The 24,523-nt window shown below is 33.8% G+C and carries 28 protein-coding genes, 1 tRNA gene, 1 pseudogene and 1 riboswitch; of the genes and pseudogenes, 9 read left to right on the top strand and 21 right to left on the bottom strand.

Translation table 11 applies throughout. The features are described from left to right. Positions 1–194 precede the first annotated feature (194 nt). Together uppS and AAE962_RS04600 are read left to right on the top strand one after the other, a co-directional pair. Positions 195–890: a polyprenyl diphosphate synthase gene (gene uppS, locus AAE962_RS04605; protein ID WP_343288753.1), complete on the top strand. Its 696-nt coding sequence runs from the start codon at positions 195–197 to the stop codon at positions 888–890. Further along, the gene (locus tag AAE962_RS04600) at positions 880–1,506 is read left to right on the top strand and encodes a phosphatidate cytidylyltransferase (protein WP_343288752.1); all 627 of its coding nucleotides are present in this window, start codon (positions 880–882) and stop codon (positions 1,504–1,506) included. Before uppS ends, AAE962_RS04600 begins: the two co-directional genes overlap by 11 nt. Positions 1,507–1,520: 14 nt before the next feature. On the opposite strand, the gene AAE962_RS04595 is transcribed toward AAE962_RS04600, so the two are convergent. After that, entirely contained in the window at positions 1,521–1,730 is a 210-nt protein-coding gene (locus AAE962_RS04595) for a zinc-finger domain-containing protein (RefSeq protein WP_343288751.1), read from the bottom strand. A gap of 71 nt (positions 1,731–1,801) precedes the next feature. Further along, positions 1,802–2,308, bottom strand: coding sequence for a pantetheine-phosphate adenylyltransferase (gene coaD / locus AAE962_RS04590; RefSeq protein WP_063630499.1), 507 nt, complete (start codon positions 2,306–2,308; stop codon positions 1,802–1,804). 74 nt (positions 2,309–2,382) lie between these two features. Between coaD and AAE962_RS04585 the strand changes: the two genes are divergently transcribed. Beyond that, positions 2,383–2,455 (top strand) — tRNA-Phe (locus AAE962_RS04585). A 60-nt stretch (positions 2,456–2,515) separates the two neighbouring features. Next, the gene (locus tag AAE962_RS04580) at positions 2,516–3,436 is read left to right on the top strand and encodes a gamma-glutamyl-gamma-aminobutyrate hydrolase family protein (protein WP_343288750.1); all 921 of its coding nucleotides are present in this window, start codon (positions 2,516–2,518) and stop codon (positions 3,434–3,436) included. Positions 3,437–3,595: 159 nt separating this feature from the next. On the opposite strand, the gene AAE962_RS04575 is transcribed toward AAE962_RS04580, so the two are convergent. The 11 genes from AAE962_RS04575 to pgsA form a co-directional block, all read right to left on the bottom strand. Continuing rightward, positions 3,596–3,898 (bottom strand): transposase, encoded by a 303-nt coding sequence (locus AAE962_RS04575; protein WP_343288749.1) that lies wholly within the window; start codon positions 3,896–3,898, stop codon positions 3,596–3,598. A gap of 9 nt (positions 3,899–3,907) precedes the next feature. Further along, positions 3,908–4,066 (bottom strand): hypothetical protein, encoded by a 159-nt coding sequence (locus AAE962_RS04570; protein WP_264336959.1) that lies wholly within the window; start codon positions 4,064–4,066, stop codon positions 3,908–3,910. Positions 4,067–4,165: 99 nt separating this feature from the next. After that, positions 4,166–4,441: a transposase gene (locus tag AAE962_RS04565; protein ID WP_343288748.1), complete on the bottom strand. Its 276-nt coding sequence runs from the start codon at positions 4,439–4,441 to the stop codon at positions 4,166–4,168. A 474-nt stretch (positions 4,442–4,915) separates the two neighbouring features. Next, the gene (locus AAE962_RS04560; protein WP_343288747.1) at positions 4,916–5,671 is read right to left on the bottom strand and encodes a thiamine diphosphokinase; all 756 of its coding nucleotides are present in this window, start codon (positions 5,669–5,671) and stop codon (positions 4,916–4,918) included. Positions 5,672–5,762: 91 nt separating this feature from the next. Then, a complete protein-coding gene (locus AAE962_RS04555; protein ID WP_343288746.1) occupies positions 5,763–5,927 on the bottom strand; it encodes a PQ-loop domain-containing transporter in 165 nt (54 codons plus the stop codon). Further along, positions 5,916–6,018: riboswitch (TPP riboswitch) on the bottom strand. Its footprint overlaps the gene before it by 12 nt. A 76-nt stretch (positions 6,019–6,094) precedes the next feature. Then, positions 6,095–6,964, bottom strand: a complete 870-nt coding sequence (locus AAE962_RS04550; RefSeq protein WP_264374651.1) for an SPFH domain-containing protein — start codon at positions 6,962–6,964, stop codon at positions 6,095–6,097. Then, on the bottom strand, positions 6,948–7,988 hold the full coding sequence (locus AAE962_RS04545; protein WP_343288745.1) for a M23 family metallopeptidase: 1,041 nt from the start codon (positions 7,986–7,988) through the stop codon (positions 6,948–6,950). The genes AAE962_RS04550 and AAE962_RS04545 overlap by 17 nt, the downstream gene beginning before the upstream one ends. Then, on the bottom strand, positions 7,985–8,725 hold the full coding sequence (locus tag AAE962_RS04540) for a YebC/PmpR family DNA-binding transcriptional regulator (protein WP_343288744.1): 741 nt from the start codon (positions 8,723–8,725) through the stop codon (positions 7,985–7,987). The genes AAE962_RS04545 and AAE962_RS04540 overlap by 4 nt, the downstream gene beginning before the upstream one ends. A 7-nt stretch (positions 8,726–8,732) precedes the next feature. Continuing rightward, positions 8,733–9,410: an outer membrane protein assembly factor BamD gene (gene bamD, locus AAE962_RS04535; RefSeq protein ID WP_343288743.1), complete on the bottom strand. Its 678-nt coding sequence runs from the start codon at positions 9,408–9,410 to the stop codon at positions 8,733–8,735. A gap of 67 nt (positions 9,411–9,477) precedes the next feature. Then, a complete protein-coding gene (locus tag AAE962_RS04530; RefSeq protein WP_343288742.1) occupies positions 9,478–10,458 on the bottom strand; it encodes a hypothetical protein in 981 nt (326 codons plus the stop codon). Between the two features lie 100 nt (positions 10,459–10,558). Next, entirely contained in the window at positions 10,559–11,101 is a 543-nt protein-coding gene (gene pgsA, locus AAE962_RS04525; protein ID WP_264330557.1) for a CDP-diacylglycerol--glycerol-3-phosphate 3-phosphatidyltransferase, read from the bottom strand. Positions 11,102–11,220: 119 nt separating this feature from the next. On the opposite strand from pgsA, the gene AAE962_RS04520 reads away from it, so the two are divergent. The 3 genes from AAE962_RS04520 to grxD are packed head-to-tail and all read left to right on the top strand — an operon-like array spanning position 11,221 to position 13,137. Further along, positions 11,221–12,540, top strand: a complete 1,320-nt coding sequence (locus tag AAE962_RS04520) for a malic enzyme-like NAD(P)-binding protein (RefSeq protein WP_343288741.1) — start codon at positions 11,221–11,223, stop codon at positions 12,538–12,540. A 38-nt stretch (positions 12,541–12,578) separates the two neighbouring features. Continuing rightward, positions 12,579–12,797 carry a BolA/IbaG family iron-sulfur metabolism protein gene (locus AAE962_RS04515; protein WP_006012412.1) on the top strand — a complete coding sequence of 73 codons (219 nt, stop codon included), beginning with the start codon at positions 12,579–12,581 and terminating at the stop codon, positions 12,795–12,797. Between the two features lie 16 nt (positions 12,798–12,813). Continuing rightward, positions 12,814–13,137 (top strand): Grx4 family monothiol glutaredoxin, encoded by a 324-nt coding sequence (gene grxD, locus AAE962_RS04510; RefSeq protein WP_343288740.1) that lies wholly within the window; start codon positions 12,814–12,816, stop codon positions 13,135–13,137. 243 nt (positions 13,138–13,380) lie between these two features. Here the strand turns inward: grxD and AAE962_RS04505 are convergent. The 6 genes and pseudogenes from AAE962_RS04505 to ppdK all read right to left on the bottom strand — a co-directional run bounded on the left by AAE962_RS04505 (position 13,381) and on the right by ppdK (position 20,639). Further along, positions 13,381–14,463 (bottom strand): annotated as a pseudogene (locus AAE962_RS04505) (efflux RND transporter periplasmic adaptor subunit). An 864-nt stretch (positions 14,464–15,327) separates the two neighbouring features. Then, the gene (locus tag AAE962_RS04500) at positions 15,328–16,005 is read right to left on the bottom strand and encodes a hypothetical protein (protein ID WP_343288739.1); all 678 of its coding nucleotides are present in this window, start codon (positions 16,003–16,005) and stop codon (positions 15,328–15,330) included. Positions 16,006–16,011: 6 nt separating this feature from the next. Further along, positions 16,012–16,500: a hypothetical protein gene (locus AAE962_RS04495; protein ID WP_343288738.1), complete on the bottom strand. Its 489-nt coding sequence runs from the start codon at positions 16,498–16,500 to the stop codon at positions 16,012–16,014. 309 nt (positions 16,501–16,809) lie between these two features. Next, entirely contained in the window at positions 16,810–17,556 is a 747-nt protein-coding gene (locus AAE962_RS04490; protein ID WP_343288737.1) for a transposase, read from the bottom strand. A 94-nt stretch (positions 17,557–17,650) separates the two neighbouring features. After that, a complete protein-coding gene (locus tag AAE962_RS04485) occupies positions 17,651–17,839 on the bottom strand; it encodes a hypothetical protein (protein ID WP_343289603.1) in 189 nt (62 codons plus the stop codon). Between the two features lie 157 nt (positions 17,840–17,996). Then, a complete protein-coding gene (gene ppdK / locus AAE962_RS04480) occupies positions 17,997–20,639 on the bottom strand; it encodes a pyruvate, phosphate dikinase (RefSeq protein WP_343288736.1) in 2,643 nt (880 codons plus the stop codon). 706 nt (positions 20,640–21,345) lie between these two features. Here ppdK and fabG point away from each other — a divergent pair. Both fabG and AAE962_RS04470 read left to right on the top strand, forming a co-directional pair. Continuing rightward, positions 21,346–22,080: a 3-oxoacyl-[acyl-carrier-protein] reductase gene (fabG, locus tag AAE962_RS04475; protein ID WP_343288735.1), complete on the top strand. Its 735-nt coding sequence runs from the start codon at positions 21,346–21,348 to the stop codon at positions 22,078–22,080. A gap of 95 nt (positions 22,081–22,175) precedes the next feature. Beyond that, complete coding sequence (locus AAE962_RS04470) at positions 22,176–22,514, top strand: TrbC/VirB2 family protein (protein ID WP_343288734.1); 339 nt, start codon at positions 22,176–22,178, stop codon at positions 22,512–22,514. A 1-nt stretch (position 22,515) separates the two neighbouring features. Here the strand turns inward: AAE962_RS04470 and AAE962_RS04465 are convergent, their stop codons facing one another. Both AAE962_RS04465 and ribB read right to left on the bottom strand, forming a co-directional pair. Continuing rightward, entirely contained in the window at positions 22,516–23,805 is a 1,290-nt protein-coding gene (locus tag AAE962_RS04465; RefSeq protein WP_343288733.1) for a M48 family metalloprotease, read from the bottom strand. 71 nt (positions 23,806–23,876) lie between these two features. Beyond that, positions 23,877–24,521 (bottom strand): 3,4-dihydroxy-2-butanone-4-phosphate synthase, encoded by a 645-nt coding sequence (gene ribB / locus AAE962_RS04460; RefSeq protein WP_343288732.1) that lies wholly within the window; start codon positions 24,519–24,521, stop codon positions 23,877–23,879. Positions 24,522–24,523: the final 2 nt, after the last annotated feature.

Here is a 24,523-nt window from a genome sequence, read left to right as displayed (position 1 = left end):
TAAAATCATCTATATCAGACCATTTTTACTATATTTTCTTGGTAAAATCACTGGCAGCTGACACCGAGGTTCAGAAAATTTTTATAATATATACCATCAATGATTTTTCAGTAATAATATAGTTTTAGGTGGGTATAGTGAACATTTCATATAGAGATATAAACATTAAGCTAATTAGAACAGGTTGAATTCAAATGTTGAATATAGAATCTCTGCCAAAACATCTAGCAATTATTATGGACGGTAATGGTAGGTGGGCAAACAATCAAGGAAGAGTAAGAATTGATGGTTATAGAAAAGGCAGCGAAGTTGCATTTGATATTGCTAAACATTGCACAACCTTAGCCATATCTTACTTAACTTTGTATGCATTTTCCATGGAAAATTGGCTCAGACCTGAAAACGAAACAGACTACCTATTTGATTTATTTTACTCCGCTTTAACTAATGAAGATAAAATCAATTTCATTTGCAATTGTAACATTAAGTTAAATTTTATTGGCAATTTAAGTCTATTGCCCAGTAAAATATTCGATCAAATCAAAAAAGCAGAAGAAGTGACACATAAGAACGATGGTCTATTACTCACTGTTGCAGTTAGTTATGGAGCAAAGCAGGAAATTATACATGCTATCAACAACATCATAAAAGGAAATATTGATTGCGTATTGGAAGACGAATTTGAAAAATTTCTGTATACTAAAGATTTACCAAAATTGGATTTATTAATTCGCACTGGTGGCGAAAAAAGGTTAAGCAACTTTTTATTATGGCAAGCAGCTTATGCTGAACTGTATTTTTGTGATACTTTGTGGCCTGATTTTTCTTGTCAAGATTTGAGTAGAGCATTAGCAGATTACACAAAAAGAGAGAAGAAATATGGTAGATAATAATTTTATGGTTAGAATATTCTCCTCAATAGTCATATTACTCATATTTTCTTTTGCCACATATTTCAGTGATTTATCATTTTATCTACTAATTTTTTCAATTGCAGTTCTATCTTCTTTTGAATGGTATAATCTAACTCAGGGCAATAGAATCTTATATATTTTCGCATTACTATTAATTGCGCTACCAAATGCCTCGTTAATATACCTCTATAACTTACCACAGGGAAAATATACATTGATATGGCTCATCTTAACCATCTGGAGTATCGACATTGCTGCCTATTTTTTCGGCAAAAATTTTGGTAAAACTAGGATTTGTCCAATCATTAGTCCAGGCAAAACTTGGTTAGGACTTTTTGGTGCAGTTTTAGCTGGAGTAGTGTGTACAATTTTTGGCTCAATATTTTTAGGTTTATTTCCAATTTTTTATTCTCCAATAATTGGCTTTACAATTGCTATTCTATGCCAATTTGGCGATTTCACTGAGTCACTCATCAAAAGAGTTTACAATGTTAAAGATAGTGGAGGTATAATACCTGGCCATGGAGGAGTACTTGACCGTATGGACAGTTTCATCTTTACTGCCCCCTTTATTGCTATTTACATAAGCTAAAGAATGAAGTGCTATTAACCTTTGGTCCTTTCCTTTTTATTCACTGCTTTCACCTCAACAGATTGAAATTCTTCGGAGTTTACTATTTCGCTCATGGGCTTACTGCAATAAGGACAATACATTTCTCCTTCTTTATGTAAATATACTACTGGATGAACAGAACCATCATCATTCTCATCACCACGGCAGCAAACTATTAGATTATTATCCCTCACTTCTGACATACTTCTCCTTTATTTTATAGTATTTTGTACATCGAGCATAACCGCTTTGAAGTGGAGAAAACAACAAATATTTATTCTCCATTTTTTACCCTATTTAGATTAATCAATTCGCTTTGGACACTTTTTGATACAAAATTGCTAACATCTCCTCCTAATCTCGCTATTTCTTTCACAAAAACTGATGAGATAAATTGAGTATCTTCAGATGCAGGAAGAAATATAGTTTCGATTTCAGGAAGGAGTTTATAATTTACCCAGCTCATTTGAAATTCATAATCAAAATCTGATACTGCTCTGAGCCCCCTGATAATAACAGAAGCATTTTGCTCTTTGGCAAAATTCATTAATAATCCATTGAAAGATATGACATCTGCGTCAATTCCTAGTCCTTTCACTTCATTTTCAGCCATGCTTGTGCGTAGATTTATGTTGAAACTAGTATGTTTGTTAACATTTTCTGCAACACCAATTACTAACTTATCGACTAGCTTACATGCTCTTTTTATTATGTCAAGGTGCCCCAAAGTTATAGGATCAAATGTACCAGGATAAATTCCTATTTTGTTATTAATGTTCATTCTTTGTTTCTATACTTCAAAAACTTTTGATGGACATGATAACGTTTTTTGTCTAAAAATGAAAGTACGTAGTTGGCCTGATAGCTCAGTTGGTAGAGCAAAGGACTGAAAATCCTTGTGTCGCTGGTTCGATTCCTGCTCAGGCCACATTCTTTTTCTTAATGTTCTATAATATATTATAATATTAATATAATTATTTAGGAAATAATGTATAAATCTTACAATAGAATATTTAATATACTATTAATTACATTTCTACTATTAAGTAATATCGCTTATAGTGAAAAAGTAAACAAAGAATTATATGCTTTGACAGTGGAAAATGCAGTAAACTATAATATAATTGTTGGTTTATTGCAAACAGATGAATCTCAAAATATCTATGAGATATTCAATAATTTTGGGGTTAAAACTATATTCATTGACTACGACAAAATAATTAATCTAAAAGAAATCCAAGAAGAGTTCGCAAAACAAGATGAAATATTGGCAAAAAAGCTGATACTAGATCGAATAAAAGTTGAAGTTGCAAAATTTATCAAAGAGCAAAAGATAAACAGAATATTTATTTCAGATAACTTTCATTCAGCTCTTAACCCTTACCGCCAGTTTGTGAATGAAGCAATTATAAAAATAGTAGATGACAATCCTGCAATTCATTTACTTGCCATATGTGGTGGTTTGCAAGGCATTATGCATGCAAAAGGAATTGAAGTTGTTAATGATGAGAAGAATCATTTAAAATCAGCACAAAAAGAGAATATACCTCTTCAGCAGATAAAAATTGTTCCAGGTAGTCGTTTGGAAAAAGTGGTAGCTAGATTTTTACTACCTAATCAAAATGGCTGGTTTTCAACTTATTTTCCGAATGCTCATTCAGGTACAGTAAGTAATACTACAGAGAATAGAAGAAGGCTAGAGCTACTTGGATATAAAATTGCAGCATTTGCCAATGACGGGGTAATAGAAGCTATCGAAGATAAGCATGGTAATATTTACTTTCAAAGTCATCTAGAAGCCCTTGTTGTCAAATCAGATAAAAACTCTCGTTTGTCAAGCCAAAAGGTACGTCAGGTTTCAACACTAGTTGCTATAGCGATTATAAATGATTTTCTTCATCGCGTTTAATGCTAAAATAAGGAAAATCATATAATGTCATGCCAGTACCCTTTTTCTTGTTATTCCAGCTTGTGACACTGGAATGGCTTTATTGCATCACTCTTCGGATAATAGGTAACGTGGAATGAAGCTATCTCAAATTTAGCCATGCCTATATCAGTAATTTTGTTAAGCAAATAACACTTGAGCTCTCTCACGATTAACCTCAGATTTGTTTCTAAAACTAAACCAAAATGTTTGCTTCAGTCGCGAGAAAAAACTTTCTATATAAGATCTCTTCCCATAATTTATCTCTTTTTTCCACCTCTTCATACCATCTTCATCATATGACTTTATGAGCTTGATTGTAGAATTTCTCTCATCAATATAATCCAACTTTGGATGCTCTACTGCATTATTTTGCGGAGGAATCCTTGTCTTTATGTCAAGCTCATCGCACAGTTTGTATAACTTCTTTCGATCTGTCTGCATATAGTGTGCTTATATTATATTAACATCAATCCTTGCAATAAGATCACATGCTCCATAGTGGTCAGAATAAACTCCACCACTGTATTTTGCTGCTATAACTTTTTTGCTACCTATCTCTAGCATTACATCTTGTTTGCTCATAGCGGCGATACTTTCTATCTGTACCATTTGCCTTGCTATGACCTGGAATATTATTGTACTATCTATGGCAATCTCAATATCTTCTGTATTATTTTTATCATGTCTTCAATTTTGATGTTAAGTTTTTTAAGCCTTCTTGAGGCCTGTAATAACTTGCAAGTTTTGCTCAAGGTACCCTGCTATAAATCCCGCTGTTTGTCTCAGAGCTATTCTAAATAAATAAGTTATTATGTGAACCAGAATCACGACCTTATCGCTATAAATGTAGTTGCCAACAGCCATTTTTGGACCTTTTTCGTACCAATTTTCTATGGCATCATTGACGTAATAAAAAATATTTCCCCTCTCTTGGAGAAATTTGTTATATTCATGGCAGTTACTGACTATCATTTTTTGCGGCATATTTTTCTTTAGTAGGTTAAATGCTTGTCTTATAGTGAATTTTGTCAGTAACTGCCAGCTCTTTTTATTTGACCTATGCAACAAAGCCCACTGGAATCTAGGAATTTTAGGTACAAAAGTAATCCTAAGTTGATGAGATTAACGAAAAGAGTGGATTACAGCGTCACACGCTGGAATGACACCTACTTTTTTCAGTGATCCATTTCTTATCATCCGAGTGGCCCTTGTCATTCAAGTAGCCGCGCTGTAGAATAAAATTTTTTATTTTAATGAAAAAATTGCTTCCGCATACTCAAAATGCCATTATAATGATGGTAGAGATATTGAGAGAGCTTAAAATCTATCTCGGTCTGCAGACCTTTTAACCAATTTTTCAATAAAAATTCAGCCACATCTGTTGTGTGTACATTCTGAATCTTTTTTATACAGGAGGATTTTATGTCCAGAATTCCAGATATTTGACCTTTACTTTAGCTAACAACAGGCGCCTGTAGTTTTTAGAATTAGTGTTAACACGGTTTTTCTACTTTTTTTTCTTAATATTTTAACTAAATACACACCATCATCATTTACTGCTTCTAAATATATCATTGCTAAACACACGCCGCTGTGTATTTCTATAGATAACTCATTGCCTAGACTTCGATTAAAGCAAGAATTCTTTCCTGGAAAAGCAAGGTTACTATGGCATAGTTCCCATTTTAATCCCTTAGTTGATATTTGAGCTTTCGGTATACCAAGTAAGGATATTTTAGTATTTTTTAGCAAAGAGGAAAAACAGGTAATACCCTTTTGTAAGGCGTACCCCACCATGGAAGGAGAAGGCATATAAAAGATACTATCTGTACTTGAAAAAATGTTGATATTTTGTAGTATATGATCAATTGCTCCTCCAGTAATACCCGTTACTATTGATGGCAATAACTTTACTGTTTTTAAGTGAGCCATTGCTTTAGAAAAGTCGCAATAATCTTGATCAGGTAGATATACTGTATTTAAATTAGGACGTAAATTCGGATTTATACTATCCAAATCTCCTATTACAAGATCAGGTTTTACGCCAATTGATAGAAGCTTGTTTGCTCCTCCATCTACATCAATAACAGGTATATCTTGTTTAAAAAACGATGAATCGGGTCTTTCTCCATTTAGTACTACAATAGAACGATATTCTTGCTCCACGCTACAATGTAGCATATGGTTATAAAACGCTTCGTGCAGTTTTTGCATAGTAGTAACATTTTTGAACAATTGATATTATACTGATCACTAATCCAGCAATATTACTGAGTATCACAAAAGTTAAACCCTGATAAATACCCTAAATAAGCCAAGATGATGAACAAATAAAATAATTCACCAACATTAGCATCGATACGTCACGAGTAAGTTTTGTGATATATGCTCTATATACTTGAGGCAATAACCCAATGAGAGATGTAATGAACTCGATGAAGCCAAAGCATTCTTCAATATTTATATACATACATTTTCCTACGTTTGTTTTAACAAGATCAGGTTGAAAGGGTTGTACTTTATGTACTCTCAGCTTTTTTAGAGCACCCCTAATGCGTGTAATTTATAACATCATTTAGTCTATTAATCAAGAAATTAACAGTGACTTGCATTCATGAAACCCTATCGGCTTCTATGCTAATTATTATCCAAACTAATAGTCGGCTGTGCATCCTGCTCAGAGATCAGAGCAACTAGCAAATTGTTTATCAATTGAACCTTTTGTTTTCCATCCAATTGTAAGCTTTTATTTTTTTCAAAATGGGCTATTACTTCTTCGATAATTCCTATTGCATTTTGCACTATATGCCTTCTTGCAGAGGTGATGGCATGTGCTTGTTGACGTCTCAGCATTGCTTGTGCAATCTCAGATGAATACGCCAAATGGGATATTCTCGCTTCTGCAATTTCAATTCCAGCAATATTCAATCTTTGTTGTAGCATTGACCGCAATTCATTTGAAATTTTGTCAGAGTTTTTACGCAAAGATTCTTCATCGTTTTCGCTATCATACGGATAATTACTTGCCAGTTCTCTAATTACCGAGTCACTTTGCACAAAAACAAAATCATGATAATTATTAACATTATAATATGCCTTTGCAGGACTGCTCACTCTCCAAACAATTACTACTGAAATCTCTATCGGACTTCCATTAGCATCATTAACTTTAATTTTTTCTGTATTGATATTCTGAAATTTCAAAGAAACTCTATATTTACTCGAAAATGGAAGCGTTACGCATATTCCAGACTTAAAATAAGTTCCAATATAATGACCAAAAAACTCTATCACTCTTGCTTCATTAGGATCATTAACGAAAAATCCTTGAGAAAAAGTCAATATTGAAACAGCAGCAACTCCAAGTGCAATTGTGCTGTCATACACAAAAAGTACCAATAAAATTAACCCTAGCGCTATTAGTACAGGAAAAGCCCGAATTTTACTTAGATTTCTATCATTTATTGTATTTTTATCTGTACTGTCTTCATCAGATTGCTTTTTCACTTGCACCCTCTCTGCTGATTATTTCATCTACCTTACTTACAAATAATTTAAACTCTCTTAATTCACGATCAGGCAACTTTATCTCATTGCCATGAGCTATCGTAAGAGGATCAATATGTTTACCATTATATATAACTTCATAATGTAAATGAGTTCCTGTTGCAACACCAGTGCTGCCAACATAAGCAATGATTTGTCCCTGCTTTACTTTAGAGCCTAACTTTATATCGCTACTAAATTTGCTTATATGTGCGTAACAAGTTGAATATTTATTGTTGTGCTTTATTTTAATGTAATTCCCATAGCCACCATTCTTTCCTATATATTCTATTACACCTTCTGCAGTGACGTGTATAGGAGTGCCAAGTTTAGCTGCATAATCTACTCCTTTATGAAAAACAACTTTACCACGAATAGGGTGTTTTCTATTACCAAATTTCGAGGATATACGAAAATCTCCATTTAAAGGACTTACGAAACTCTTTAAGCTTATCCCCTCTTTATTAAAATACTCTTCTTTGCCGTTTTGTGACTCATAATAATATAAACTTATAGCTTTATTGCTTGTTGTAAGTGAAGTATATAAAATTTTTTCTTCAGCCTTCTGATTACTCTCACACAGAACTTCCAACTTGCTTTTTGGCACAATATCTTTTTTAAAATCTACACCATAATCTTTATATATGCTGATTAATCTCATTATTGTATCTGGCTCCAAACCTCCTGCATCAAAAAAAGAGGATTTTATGTCACTGGATATGAATAACAACTTTCTATCACTTTCTGTCACCAAAGCAGCTTTTTTTTTTCTGATCCCGTCTTGGAATAACACTGGAGAGTGGGTTAGTGTCATTTCAGTGCTTGACCAATTTTTTAATCGAAAATGTTGTATAGCGTGCTGTTTACAATCAATTTTGCTGGATTCCAGTGTCTGGGCACTGGAATGACAATAGTCTTTCTGCGCAAATGTTTCAGTTGAATATGCTGGTAAAACACAAAGCAGTGGAAGTATTACCAGCCTCATAGTTTATCAGCAAAAATAAAATTACCTTCAACATACTGCACATCATCATTATCTTCTAGCTCTTCAACTAATATAGATAATTTATCAATTAATTCTTTGTCGCTAACTTCAATCATGTCCTTTGGTTGCCATGAAAGACGAGCAAGTTCTGGTTCTCCAAATTTTGTATAGAAAGCGTCACGTACTTTACCAAAGTCTTTTACTTCACAAGTTATAACATATAATTCTTCTTTGTTATTTTCCTCAACATTCAATACTTCTAATTCAATTCCATAGTTAAATAAATCTTCAAAATTCATATCCTCTGCTTTATAGACAATTAAGCCTACATGATCGAAAAGGTAACTCACACCTCCTATTTCTCCCAAATTACCGCCTTTGCGAGAAAAGATATAACGTATCTCAGAAGCAGTTCGGTTGCGATTATTTGTCAGAGCATGAACAATAAGTGCAGTACAAGAAGGTCCGCAGCCTTCATATTGTATTTCTTCATAACTTTCTCCATCAACGTTACCAGCTGCATTTTTTATTGCTGTTTCTATTTTATCTTTTGGTAGATTTTCCTTTCGCGCAGCAAAGATAGCAGAGCGAAGACGTGGATTGAGTTCGGGATCAGGCAGCCCTTGTTTTGCAGCAACTGTTATTTCCCTAATGAGCTTCGTAAATTTTTGCGAGCGCTTTGCATCCTGAGCACCTTTTCGATGTTTTATATTTGAAAACTGTGAATGACCAGCCATAAGAAAACTAATTTACCCCTTCTGCTAACATATTTTCATACTGCTCAGCTTCTAAGTCAAGGCCAAGAGCTAAGTGAGCTGTTATTAAATAACTAATAACTCTAGAAGAATATTTATCGCTTATCATATTTTGAAAACGCTTAATTGCTGCTAAATATTCACCACGCTTTAGGTAAAATTCACCAATAGAATACTCTTTTTTTGATATATGTTCTGTGATTAATTTTTCTTTTTCTTTGATCTCTTCTATATATTCGCTATTCGGAAAAAGATTAATATATTCAGTAGCTAGCTCTAAAGTTTTATATGCAATTTGTTGCCCAAGCTGCACTTTATTAATTTGCATGTAATAAGATAATACTCTTAAGTAATATACATATGGCAAATCTTCACCATTTGGATAAACGTATATATAATCATCCATATCACTTGCAGCACTGCTGTAGTTACCCATATTATAGTAAGAAACTCCAGATAATAATTTTGCTTTCATTGCCCAATAAGATAAAGGATACAAATCCTCTATCTTTTGAAATTCTCTAATAGCTTGCTTATATTTTTTCTGATCATAAAGCTTAACTTCCTCCTCATATAGTTCAGTTTCAGTGTGTTCCAGATCATCCCCATACGAATGCACAAAGGAGCAAATAAGGAGAAAAAAGCATATGATTAAAGTCTTATACATAAGATTTTTTTTGATCAAAATAAAGTATAGACTAAATATTACCTAAATAAACAAATTTTTGGCATTATCATCGAGCAAAAACCTGCCCTTCCCGTATATTACCTATACCATCACCTGTTGGAACACCTTTTCCACTCACTTCTACGTTCTCTAGCTTTCTAATATAAGAATGTATGATCAATCCACTTCCGACCATCAAAAGAGCAATACCTACCAGACCTAAAGCAGGCCCAACAGCATATGATGCTAATGCTACTCCAGAAATCAATATTATTCTCCTGATTAGTAATAAAGAAGAACCAGCAAGCATTAACTTATCTGTAGACATATTGCTTGTCTTTTTTTCAAATTTCTCATCAAAGCCTTGCTCTTTTTCTACTTCAGAATTTTTATTTTTCTTGTACTCACAATAGCAAAAAGTAGCACTCGCTACAAAGTAGAATATACTAGAAATTGAAAAAGCTACGTCTTCTATTATTCCTTGTGCCAATGCTTCGCTTACTATGCTAGCCACAATAACTAATGTAACTAAAGCAGCATCAGCATAGTTACAGTAATCATCAACTGTATAAGGAATGTCTCTCTTTTCTTTTTCTCCATCTTCAATATTCTCCAACTCTCGTTCTTTTTCTGCTATTTTTCTATTATTATAAATTAAATATAGCGTGCAAATAAGATATAAGACTGTGAAAGGTAATATAATATGTCCTAATGCACCGCTTATAAGGCCAAGTAATACCTGATCGCTACATGTTTTTTCGAGCTCAATTGCCATCAGCAATGCAAATGGAACCATTGTTGCCAATGATACACATTTTCTATTTATCTCTCTTTTTTTTAAAGTTAATAACTCCTGTTCCAGCTTCTGCTTTTTTTTTCCTTCTTCAAGTATTAATAATTCTTGCTCAAGTTTTTTTCTCTTTTTTTCTTCTTCATCAACTGTTGACCAGAAATCTCGAAAAAAATCCTCTATTTTAGTATCTTTCTCAGAACTTGATCTCTTAAAGGAAGACTCAGTATTAAAGCTATCTATAATAATACCAGTCATACAAACTTGACTAATTTATAAACTAATACATTATACAGGATTTTAACTAATCAGTCAATATTGTGAAATTATTAACTTTCTTTGTATACTCTTAAGCAATTTAGTCAATCTGTTTGATGCCAGCTAGAACGTAATTATAGCCTGACCACATAGTCATAACAGCTGCAGCCCACAAACAAATCACACCTATGTATTTAGTTGTTTCATAATCACTCATTATTAATGCCACTATAGCAACCATCTGAAAAAATGTTTTAATTTTCCCAGCTTTGCTCACAGGTAGACTAACGTTTGTAGCTATCAAAAACTCTCGTAAACCCGAAACTAATATCTCCCTACAAACAATTATAACTGACGGTATAATTGTAACATCATCTATTTTTTGCTTATAAACTAGCATGATTATTGTTGAAACTACTACTAACTTATCAGCAATTGGGTCAAATAATTTGCCAAAATTCGATTGGACTTTCCATGCACGTGCTAAATAACCATCAAAAAAATCTGTAATGCACGCAAACATAAAGATCAATATTGTTATTAGACTTGCATATTTACTTTCTATATAAAAGCTTGATATTATTGCTGGTATCGCGAGCGCACGAGAAATTGTTAGCAAATTAGGCACGTTTTTCTTAAGCATGTAAGTCACACTATTGGTAGATAAACTTATACAGAAGTACAACAGAATTCACAAGCTAATAGTTGAACATTCATAAAAACCCCATATACTTAAAAAATTACTAACAATAAGCTCAAAGCATGAATAATGATTTAGATAACACCACAAAACAAGAAGCACTTAAGTACCATAATAAAAGTGGTAAACCTGGTAAGGTATCGGTTATACCAACAAAACCCTTATCCACACAGCATGACCTATCACTTGCTTATTCCCCTGGTGTTGCAGCCCCATGCCTTGCAATAGCTAAAAATCCTAAAGCTGTTTATGATTACACGGCAAAAAGCAATTATGTGGCTGTCATTTCAAATGGCACCGCAGTCCTGGGACTTGGCAATATCGGTCCTCTTGCTTCAAAACCCGTCATGGAAGGCAAAGCTGTTTTATTTAAGCGTTTTGCTGACATTGATGCAATTGATATAGAAGTTGACACAGAAAACATAGAAGATTTCATCAATGCAGTAAGGTATCTTGGTCCAAGTTGGGGGGGGATAAATCTAGAAGATATAAGATCTCCTGATTGTTTTATAATAGAGAAACGTCTAAATGAGTTGATGGATATTCCAGTGTTCCACGATGATCAACATGGCACTGCAGTAGTTGTTGCAGCTGGTATAGAAAATGCCCTCGATATTGTTGGAAAGAAATTAGGAAATGTAAAGATCATCATGAATGGTGCTGGAGCAGCTGGTATTGCGTGTTTGGAAATACTGAAGTCTATGGGTGCTAAGAACATAGTACTATGCGATAAACAAGGAGTAATACACAAAGACAGAAAAGAGGATATGAATGAGTGGAAAGAAAAATATGCAATTGACACTAAAGAACGTTCTCTACTCGATGCCATAAAAGATGCTGATGTATTCATCGGACTCTCTGCAAAGGATGTGCTCAGTGAAGGAATGTTAAAAAGCATGGGTAAAGACCCAATCATTTTTGCTCTTGCTAACCCTGATCCAGAAGTAAGGCCTGAATTTGCAAAATCTGTAAGGCCAGATGCAATAATTGCAACTGGTAGGTCAGATTATAACAACCAAGTCAATAATGTAATGGGATTTCCTTACATATTCAGAGGTGCACTTGATGTATATGCAACGAAAATAAATGATGAAATGAAAATTGCCGCTGCAGATGCAATAGCAAAGCTTGCTCGCGAGCCAGTGCCGCACGAGATATCTGCAGCCTATGGTGGTCGTAAAATGAGCTATGGACGTGAATATATAATACCTACTCCATTTGACCCAAGATTAATTTCTATAGTATCTCCTGCTGTTGCAAAAGCTGCAGTTACCTCAGGTGTAGCAAGAAAGGAAATAAAGGACTGGAATGAGTATGCAAGTCAATTAAAATCTCGTCTTGCTAGTGCTCTCAGCACGCTGAATCTATTGTCTTCACAATAATCAATTGCATATTTTAGACTTATAATTAAAATAAACTGATGACTATTACAATTCACGAGTTAGAGAAAATTATCAAACAATCATTTCCTGATGCTGATATAAAAATTAAAGACCTTGCTGGAGATGATGATCACTACCATTTAAAAATAACTTCCAAGTGTTTCTCTGGAAAGACAAAAATAGAACAACACAGAATGGTATACAAGGCTCTTGAAGGTCAGTCTATACATGCATTGCAACTAGAAACTGGAGCTTAAAATTAAGGTGATATTTATGAACAACTTTGAACAAATAAAAAAAGACATAGCAGAAAACGATGTAGTGCTGTATATGAAAGGCACCTCTGACTTTCCTCAATGCGGATTCTCTGGGCTCGTCGTATCAATTCTCAAAAATTTGAATGTAAAGTTTAAATGCATCAACGTACTTGAGAATGATGAAATACGTCAGTCCATAAAAAGCTTTTCTGATTGGCCAACAATTCCACAATTATATATAAAGGGAGAATTTGTTGGTGGCTGTGACATAACCCGCGAAATGTATGAAAAAGGTGAATTACAAAATTTGTTAAAAGAAAAAAAGGTTATTGCGGAGTAAGTTTACACAGCAGAGTGGCAAAATAAAAACATAGTGGCAGTGTCCAGACACTGACTTCTTTTCTGGATTTCAGTGTCAGCTGCTTGAATGACACCCTTTTAGTAGCACACACACAACTGTACAAATATTGTCCTCAAAAATGCGAGTAGCTCATTTGGTGTCATCCCAGGTGGGATCCAGGAATTTTGAGTTTTTGATGAGATTACGACCACGCACTGGGATGACAGTCATGTTACATTCGAGTTATACCTTATCACCAGGCTTAACAAATAGATGGCCCAATGTTATTAACTTTATAGGCTTATCTTCGTTATTTACTACCACCCAAACACCATCATCTTCATGATCAACAATTTCTATTGCTGTAAATACCACATAATTATTGTCATCAACAATCTTTATTCCAAGAACGCCATCATCACTTAAACTTAAGGCCTAAGAAGGAATTTTATATGCAAATCTTTCACCTGAAGGGAGGCTTACACTAGCAGTCAGTCCTTGCAAGGATATAATCTCATTATCAGTTACCTTTACCTCCACTCTATAAGATCCAGTTTTAGGCTCAGCAATTTTACTAATAAAACTTACTTCACCTACTAATTCCCTTCCTTCTAGCAAATTAATTTGCGCTGCACTACCAAGTTTTATTTTATTTACTTCATTTTCTGAAACATACAATACCACAAGAACTTGATCAAAATTAACTATGTCAGTTATCTTCTGTCCAGAATTAACAAAATCCCCTTCATTTACGTTGATCTTATCTACATAACCATCAATAGGGGATTTAATCGCAGTATTTTCCAAATCCAACTCTAGCATTTTTAGGTCAGCTCTTGCACTCTGCAACGCAGTAAAAGCTGATTCCACTTTTATTTGCGCTCCATACCCTTTTGTATTCAATTTTCGACAGGAATCATACTCAATTTCACGCTGATTTAATAAAGCTTTGGCTTTTTCAACTTGCTCAACTCTGTCATAATCTTCTATCTTTAAAATTACATCGCCTCTCTTTACCTTTTCACCATCAGACAAATAAACGGCAATAACTTGACCACTTGTTCTTGAGACAAGGCTTGCTCTATGCAAGGGATTTACTGTACCAGAAAAATTTAAATATACAGCGCGATTTTGTGGAGTATAATCCTGAGTTTTTACTGAAAAACTACTAATTGGATTATCACTATGAACCGCCTGATCTTTTTTTAAAAATGTACTGTTGATAAAAAACAGTAGAATAAGAGCAATACCGGAAACGATGATTACTTTGTTTCTCATCCTTAAACAGTAAAATTTATTGACCAATCTTGTTAGAAACAAGTGCATAAAATTTCAAATCAGAATCTAAGTATAATACATCTATTGTCACTTTATAAATAGTTTTATATGAGCAAATTTTCCTATAATAAGTAATTTTTTTATTGCTAAAATGGAATTTTTAATCAAGAAACCGTATCTGAAAAGTTATTATGCTAATATAAGTATTAACATTATATTAGCATATAAGTACTAACGTGGTATTAGTTATATAATTAAGGAATATATTATGACAAATCTTATACTCAATCCTCCATTTGAATGGAAGGCACTTCATGACTGCTATAGAGAATGTGAATAAAAATCACCAGGTAATAGTTGGCAGGTAACAGCGGAGCGAAATAATTGCGAGTGGTACTGTCGTCTGAAAGATACTCATGGCTTATTTAAATCTGATTCACAAGAAGAGTCGACACTTATTGATATAAGTAGTACATTAAGAGAGATTGGAAATAAATTTTGTTATCTCGCAGATTCAGTTTCTGTTATATAGTAAAATAAATGATCAAAGTTCTTAGTAAGTCTACTTTTGTAGACTTACTCTCTCATATTGACTCAACTGCAGCGCTGAAGTGCTAATGCCTGGGCTTTTTTTACTGACTTTCCGTATTTTCAGGAAGAGGAGATCCTATTAACTCTATCTTGGTATGTTGTACCACAATGTTCGTACAGCAACTAAAAGGGTGTCATTCCAGCGCGTGACGATGGAATCCATTATACTTCGTAAATTTAACTGGATACCAGTGTCAGCTACTTGAATGACAACAAAGTAGCTACTTCCATGACAACCATTTTGTTTATATGGTTGTATTTTTCTCATCTACCTATCTTGCCACTCTGATGAGTAGATATATTAGCATATATTTATAGAGTTTAGCTCTTCACTAAACGGGTACCCAATTGTTCAACACTATCAATTTTAATTTGTAAAGTGTCCTTTATAAACTTGTTAGCCTGGTCTGTACTCATAAAAACTGTATGTTTATTGGGCATTAATTTTTCCATAACAGCTCTATCTTTATTTTGCAAATGACAAATATAGCTATACTCTTTGAAATCCAGAAGTTTAGCAAAGCTATCACGATCATTCTCATGGTGAAAGCTTACATCTATATCTGCTATTTCGTCCGTTTCTTGCAACTTTCCATCTTTATCTATTATCTGTGCCTTAGCAAGCGCAACTGTAGGCTTATGGCCATAATTTGTTCCAATAACCCTTCTTATTGAATGTTCTATTGATATTTCTTGCACTTCAGGATTTTCATCAAACTCTTTCAAAAAATTAAGGTGTAAGTTAATATATTCAGAGTATTTCAATCTGTGTTTTTTATGTATAGCTGGTTTATAGGACAGCTCGCTTGTAGGTGACTTATAGCTTGCAAGGAGCAATTTTTGTTCATACTGTTCATTAAATTCTTTTACCCTTTTAAAATGTCTTTCATATTGAGTCAACCCATCTTTTCCTTTTTTCTCCATCCTTTCCAAGAATTTCTCTACAGGTTCTCGTTTGGCTAGAGTAATTTTACGTATAAGAGGAATTTGTTTTTTCAAGATAATCTAATATGGTAGGCAAACAACTTTTGCATCTTTCGAAAATAGACCTTCTAATTTTTTCACTGCATTGTATAAGTTTGCTGATTCTGGTTTATAATGCCCACTATTATTGTCTATATAAGTTATTTTACCATTTACCACTTTCATTAAACCAGAACATAAAATCGGCTTACCTCCTGCAAGAGTTGAATGACGATAAGCCCATTCGCTTTTGTTAACATTAATATGTTCATGAGTTACTAGCTTTCCATCAAGCGTGATCACATAAGCTACACAACCTTTTTTACCCTTACTAATTTTATCAGTTGTATCATATAGTTTGCCTTTAAAGCCTTGTAACTTGTTACCTTCCACTTCTGGCATTAAGTCCATGTATAATTTTCCTTTATAAGGAATTTTAGTATATTCTACTTGTTCATCTGGAGTAAAATACTTAACCCTTGTATTAGTTCCAGGAATTTTTCTTCCTTCAACTCCAACTTCTGGAAACAAATTATATCGTGGAAAAAAAATAAGTAAAATTATTCTCTATCCAATACAGAATGGCTTTGTTGCATAGCACTGATAGGCATGTAAACGACAGTGAATTTAGGAAGATAATTTAAATTTAGCCATACCTATATCAGTAAATTTGTTTAGCAAGTAGCACTTAATTAACAGCTCTTTTTCACGATTTATCTCTGATTTATTTTTCAAGCCAAACCCAAATATTTGCTTTAACCTATAGAAAAAGACTTCAATATAAGATCGTGCTCCATACTTAACTTTTTTCTTCCATTCATTAATACCATCTTCATAGTTCTAATATGACCTAATTCTACTAATATACTTGTTTCTTTCTGATAAGTAATCAGCTAAACAAATTTTAGTATCCTTCCTAGGGCGAATAATAGGCACAATATTGTATTTTCTGCATTCTTTATACACACTTCTTATATCATAAGCCGCATCTGCTCGAATAGAACAAATGTTATATTTATTACTGACTTCCTCTAACATATCGTAGACCGGCAAATAGTCCACAGCAACACCACTAGTGTAGTTCATGCTTATTGCTTTCTTATCATTTACGTTTAAAACAACATGTAATTTTCTTACTTGACCATAACCACTGTATTTTCTTTTTCGAGTATTAAGCTTACTATGCCCACCGTTATTACTGTAGATACTAACTCTAGTGCTATCTACGTCAATTTCAATATTTTCCAAATCATCTTTATTGGTTCTATGGTCATCAATCTTCAAATTAAGCTTTTTAAATCTTCTGGAAGCTTGTGTATAGCTTATAACCTTAAGTTTTTTGCCTATTTGTACCATATAACCTTTTACAAAACCTACAGCTTGTCTCAGGCCAATTCTAAAAAGATGAACTATTATGTGTATTAAAATTACAACTTTATTACTATAAATGTTATTACCACCTGCAACTTTTGGACTGTTTTCGTACCAATTTTCTATGGCTTGATTAACAAAATGAAAAACATTTCCTCTTTTTTTGAGAAACTCGTTATATTCTCTTTGGTTACTTACTCTCATTTTTTGCGGCATAAGTTGTTTGAAAAATGCCTATTTTACAACAAAATGCGTTAGTAACCATATATTTAAAAGCTTTTCTCCTTACAATAACCTCAATCAACACTAGCTATGCAACAAAGCCATACAGAATCTTATTTATGATACCAAAAACTTTTCTATTACCTAAATCAATAGAGAGTTGCTGTTCCTTTGGTACTGCTAGATGATTGGACTTTGTACCAGATTTGCCAAATTCTTTAGCAGCATATTTAAACTTTTCTAGTAAATATTCCTTACGCTCTTTTGATACTGACATTTTTACCTCACCCACTATTATTTTATCCTATATTATTTTAAACAAAAAGTCAATCTTTCTTAGGATATTAAGAAAAAAAGTAGCAGCAAAATAGCTAAACTGACTTAGATTTATCGACAATTTGAAAAATCATCATTCCGCTACTTGTTAGCGAAATCTATGTTCGTACAGTTGTGCTGCCCAACAAACTTATGCTAAGCTGTGCTGCCACTAACTTTGCAACCGGTACTCTATAGGGCGAGCATGACACATAATCAATCCCTGATTTGATGAAAAACTCTATGGACTGTGGATTCGCTCCATGCTCTCCACATATACCAAGTTTAATTTCTTTTCTGGTTTTTTTGCCCCTTTCGATAGCTATTCTGATTAATTCCCCTACCCCTTCGACATCTAGCACCTCAAAGGGATCGTTTTTGAATATGTTGCTTTCCTTATAAGAATCGAGGAAATTAACTGAATCATCTCGTGAAAGTCCCATAGTTGTTTGTGTTAAATCATTAGTGCCAAAACTAAAAAATTCTGCGTGTTTTGCGAGTTTGTCAGCAATAAGTGCTGCTCTTGGCAGTTCTATCATCGTTCCAATTGAATAGTTCAAATCGAAATTTTCGGCTTCTTTCTTTATTAACTCGCATATCAGAATAAACTCTTTCTCACTCATGATAAAAGGAATCATGATTTCAGGTTTCACTTCTATCTTCTTTTCTTTCCTTAATTCACTTGCAGCACTGAGTATTGCCCTAATTTGCATGCCATATATTTCAGGATGAGAAATAGCAAGTCTACAACCTCGATGGCCAAGCATTGGATTTTTTTCTGATAACTGTGCTATTTTATTTTTTACTGATTCAACTGACTTATTCAGTGATTTGGCAATTTTCTCTATAATAGATTGATTGTGGGGCAAAAACTCATGTAGAGGTGGATCAAGTAAACGTATAGTAACCTCCCTGCCCTCCATAATAGAAAATATTTCTTTGAAATCAGACCTTTGCATTTCTTCGAGTTTATTTAATGCATTTGTCCTTTCATTTTCATCATCAGCTATTATCAATTTTTGAATGAATTCGATTCTATCACTAGCAAAAAACATATGTTCTGTGCGACATAATCCTATACCTTCTGAACCGAATTCTTTTGCAATTTTTGCATCTTTTGGAGTATCAGCATTCGCTCTCACCTTCACTGTTTTGATTTCATCTACCCAGTTAATTATCGTTTTGAATTCTTGAGATAATTCAGGCAAAACTGTCGGAAGAATACCAAGCATAACCTCTCCTGTTCCTCCGTCGATGGTGATTGGTTCACCTTTATTTACTTTTATATCCCCCATAGAAAGAAATTTTTCATCTTTATCAATATAAAGTCCACTTAGACTACAAATACATGGTTTACCCATTCCACGAGTTACAACAGCGGCATGGGAGGTCATACCTCCCCTCGCTGTTACTATTCCACTTGCAGCATTCATTCCATTAATATCTTCAGGGCTCGTCTCTGATCTTACCAAAATTACTTTTTTACCCTGCTCTGCAGCTTTTTCAGCATCACTTGCACTGAATACTACATATCCAGAAGCAACACCTGGAGAAGCTGGCAGTCCTTTGCCTATTACTTCTTGATCGATTTTAACATCAAGAACTGGATGTAATAAATTGTCAAAAGTTTTTGGATCAATTCTCAATATTCCTTCCTCTTTTGTAATCGCTCCTTCTTCTACCATATCAACTATTATGCGAATAGCAGCTTCGGCTGTGCTCTTGCCAGACCTAGTCTGCAAAATCCATAACTTACCGTCCTGTACAGTAAATTCGATATCCTGCATGTCCTTATTATGCCTTTCAAGTTTTTCACATACCGCGCATAATTGTCGGTAGACACTTGGTAGCAACTTCTCCATGGTACTTTCTTGCTCCCCGTCAATTGGCATAGGAGTATAAACACCAGAAACCACATCCTCACCCTGAGCATTAACTAAAAACTCACCAAAAAGCTTTTTTTCTCCAGTTGAAGGATTCCTTGTAAATATCACACCAGTTGCTGAATTATCATTCAGATTACCAAAAACCATTGCTTGTACATTAACTGCAGTTCCAAGGTTTTCAGGAATATTATTTATTTTTCTATAGGAAACAGCTCTATCATTTTGCCAAGAAGAAAACACTGCATTTACTGAATTGAGTAACTGTTCTTCAACGTTCTGCGGGAAATTTTTTCCTATTTTCTCATATACTACATCTTTGAAATCATTAACAATCCCCTTTAAAACATCAACATCAAGATCAGCTAAGCTTTTTGCTCCACTTTTTTGCTGTTCACTATCAATAATGTCTTGAAATAGGTTGTGGTCAAGCTGTAGTACAACATTCGAGTACATCATGATGAAACGGCAGTAGCTATCGTAAGCAAAACGTTCGCCACTTTTTTTTGCAAGACCAACAACGTTTGCATCATTTAGGCCAACATTTAGGACTGTATCGAGCATGCCCGGCATTGAATTCACACTACCAGAGCGTATGGAAACTAATAAAGGATTATTTGAATCCCCGAATTTACAACCGATGTCACTTTCGAGCATCGCCATGTAGTTTTTTATCTCGTTACGTAGATCACAAGACAATTCATTATCTTGACAATAGGCCTGACAAACAGCAGTGGAAATTGTAAAACCAGGTGGAACAGGAATGCCAATGTTACACATCTCTGCCAGATTTGCTCCCTTCCCTCCTAGTAGATTTCTCATTGCTGCATTGCCTTCACAGTTGCTTTGGCTAAAGTAATATATTAACTTTTCTTGCATTTTTTTTCGGATTTTCACTAATAAACATACTATACATACTATTCTAATAAATTTGTCAGGCAGGAGTAATAAATTTTGTAAAATTCAGCACAATTAAATAGCCTCTTTTCCTTTCATTCTAGTGTCCCTATTGTCATTCAAGTCTGTCATCTCAATGAACTCTATGATATCATTCCAGCGCATGACGCTGGAATCCAGTTCGTCCATAATCTCAACAAAAACGTTGTGTTTTAGCATAATTTTGTGCTCAATATGCTTATTTATAGTAAAGACTTCTGGATTCCAGCATCAAGTGCTGGAATGACACCGTCATACCTGTTGGAGTATGAATGTAGCCTTATCTCACACTCCTGTCATCCCAGTGCCCAAACACTGGGATCCAGAAGACTGATCAAGTAATAAGAACTAGTCACGCGCTGGCTCTCTTAAATTACTTTAGCTATAAGTGTTAAGAAATTTACCAATCAAAAAAAGGCAAAAGAATCCACATGGTGCTAATTTTATTACTGTAATTGATAATGTGCTAACGCTTTAAATAAGCGCGATCTGGCCGAATGTAGAAAAAATAAAAAAGGCATGCAGACGCCATAATTTCGCCAATAAATACAAGATTTGTCAAGAAGCTTCTATTAAATGAATAGTTATGAAAAAATCTATTGCAAGTCTTTTAATATTCTGTTAAGAGCTGGAACAAATAAAAATTATTATGTTTGGATTAGAGAATAAGAAATTTCTGATTACTGGTGCATCAGGCGGAATAGGCCAGGCAATTGTAGAAATTATGCATAATGCCAGAGCAACTTTATGTATTTCTAGTACAAAAAAAGAAATACTCGAAGAAGTTGCTAAAAAATATGAAAAAAACATTCACGTACTTCCTTGCAACTTATCAAATCCTGAAGAGGTAAATCAACTAATAAATAAAGCAAGTGAGTTGATGAAAGGCTTTGATGGACTCATATGCAATGCAGGAATTACACAAGACAGCTTATTGTTGAGAATGACAGATGAAGCATGGCAAAAGGTGATTGACATTAATTTGACCTCCACATTTAAGCTAAATAGAGAAGCATGCAAGAAATTCATTAAAAATAATTGGGGAAGAATAATAAATATTTCCTCAATAGTAGGATTGACAGGAAATGCCGGGCAAGCAAATTATGCAGCTTCTAAAGCTGGGATAATAGCCATGAGTAAATCTATAGCAAAAGAAGTTGCAAGTCGTAATGTAACAGTAAATTGTATTGCTCCTGGATTTATAGATACTAAAATGACTGAAGTTTTAAATGAAGGACAAAAGGAAAAAATATTAGATAACATCCCAATGAAAAGAATGGGAACAGGAAAAGAAATAGCAGCAGGAGTATTGTTTTTAGCAAGCGATGAGGCAAAATATATAACGGGACATGTGCTTAACATCAATGGTGGGCTATTTATGTAGCAAGACTTATTTATGGACAAATTATAAGTTTTACTTTAAAATAAGTATATATATAAATTTATTTTCGCGTTAGTTTATTACTTGGAGGCAAAAGAATGAGCTATATAATAAAAAAACTTTTTAATGCTTTATGTATAGTGCTGTTTCTCTCTTTTTCAGATTACGCAAACGCTGCTAATGATATAGATGATACAACTGCCCAAGTAATATGCAATATTATTGGTTATATTTGGGAAATAGGTGGGCCACTTATGACTGTAGTCATAATAGGTGCAGCTTTGCTTGCAATATTTGGTAGAATGCCATGGCCAGCTCTCTTTGCCTTAGGTATGTTTTGTGGTGTATTTTTTGGTGCCAAAACGATTATAACGAAAATTATACCCAATATAAGCGATGAAGTAAGAGAGACGTTGAATAAGTGTGGGGAAAGATAACCTAAAAATAAGTGTGTTTTTGTGTGTATTGTTCCTTCATATCCTCAATTTGCAGCAAGCAAGAGCTATCTTTCGGTAAAGTTTTAATAGCTAACTCAGCGTATTTCATAAATTTCTCTAAATTACCTTCAATACAAGCCTTTTTCGTCAAAGCAAAATAATACATTGCCATATCAGCGCTACGTTTATATGCAATACTTAAATACTTCCAGACAAAGGCGTTATTTGTTTCTACGCTTGCAACCTGCTCTAGGTAAAAAATTGCCTTCTCTATTTCACCGTGTAATAATAAAGTATGAGATAACGCAAGTTTCACTAAATAGTTATTCTTCTCAGATAAATATCTAAGTGATTCTTCATACATTTTTATTGCTTCACTTAAATTTCCAGCTTTGTATAACATCTCCGCTTTTAATTCATATAAATAAGGATCATTGCGTGACTCTTGAATCAATGAATTAACTTTAGTAATAGCCTCTTCTATCTTTCCTTGCCTATAGTGAATTACAGCATTTACATACTTAGAACTACCTTCATATTTATTAGATAACACATGAATAGGAGCAAAGAAAGAGTCTAGCTTTGCAACCATACGCTCAAACTTCAGCAATTTATCTGCAAGGATTGGTTTTATATTGTTTTTAACCTTATAATTCTGTACAGCAAATATACGCTTATCACTAAGTGGGTGAGTGCGGAAATACTCGTCAGTGTTTTCATGCTCAATACTCTTAAAATAGTCAAAAATCTCTTTCATACCCAAATTATCATAGCCAGATTCATCTAGATATCTTAAAGCATAGCTATCTGCTACACTCTCTTGCTCTTGAGAATAGTTAAAAAACAACCTTGAACTAAGCGTTACACCACTAAGCAAGATTGCACTCGCAACCTGAGGGTTAATGACAATACTAGAAACTAATCCTACCATATAACTAACCATTGCTATTGATTGAAAATAACCTATAGCACTACTCATTTGTAATACATGAACATCAGATATATGAGCAATTTCATGTGCTAATATACCAAGTAAGACATAAGGTTCATTCGAATATTGTAAAAGCCCTAAATGAATGAAAATGCTATTATTGTTAATTACAAAAGCATTAATCGATCTATCATCAACTATAAAAACTTTTATTTTATCATTATCAATACCCGCAGCAGAAAATAAAGGTTGCGCTAGATCATTAACTACCGCTTCCACTTCACTATCTCTAATAATACTAACAGAGTAAGCGCTACTACAGTATACGAAAAAAAATAGTAAAACAAAAAGCTTAGACATGAAAATTCCTTGTTTGTATAACTTTGAGGAATTTTATATTTTAACACTTAAACTATACGAATCTATAAACGCTAGTTTAAATTTTGAACGTAACTGATAAGTTTATCAATGGTAGTTAACTTAATATTATGTTGTTCAGCAAATTCAAGCAACTGGGGTAAGCGCATCATAGATCCATCATCATTCACTAATTCACAAATAACTGCAGAATGATTACATCCCACTAACTTAGCTATCTCAACACTTGCTTCAGTATGACCAGCACGTTGCTCTACTCCACCCTCATGTGCAATCACAGGAAAAATATGACCGGGAGTTATAATGTCATCCTGAGTTCTATTTTTATCAATAGCAACATGTATAGTTTTTGTTCTATCCTCAGCTGAAACACCCGTAGTAATACCATAACGTGCATCAATTGATGTAGTAAAAGCAGTATGATTTTCACCAATATTTTTTTTTTCCATGAAACTAAGGCCTAACCTTTTCATGTGAACTTTAGTCATTGCTAAACAAACAATCCCTGTACCGTATCTAACCATAAAAGCCACATGTTCTGGCTCTAATTTCTCAGCTAATACAATCAGATCACCTTCATTCTCTCTGTTTTCATCGTCAACTAAAATGAATAATTTACCAGAACTAGCATCCGTCAATACATCTTCCACAGAAGAAATACCGGGTAGACTAATTGAAGGATAAGTTACTTGTACCATGA

Origin of the sequence: Wolbachia endosymbiont of Encarsia formosa, from assembly GCF_039540065.1 — a bacterium.
Taxonomy (GTDB): domain Bacteria; phylum Pseudomonadota; class Alphaproteobacteria; order Rickettsiales; family Anaplasmataceae; genus Wolbachia.
The sequence above is the reverse complement of the archived record's forward strand: the minus strand, read 5'-3'. Positions and strand labels throughout refer to the sequence as shown.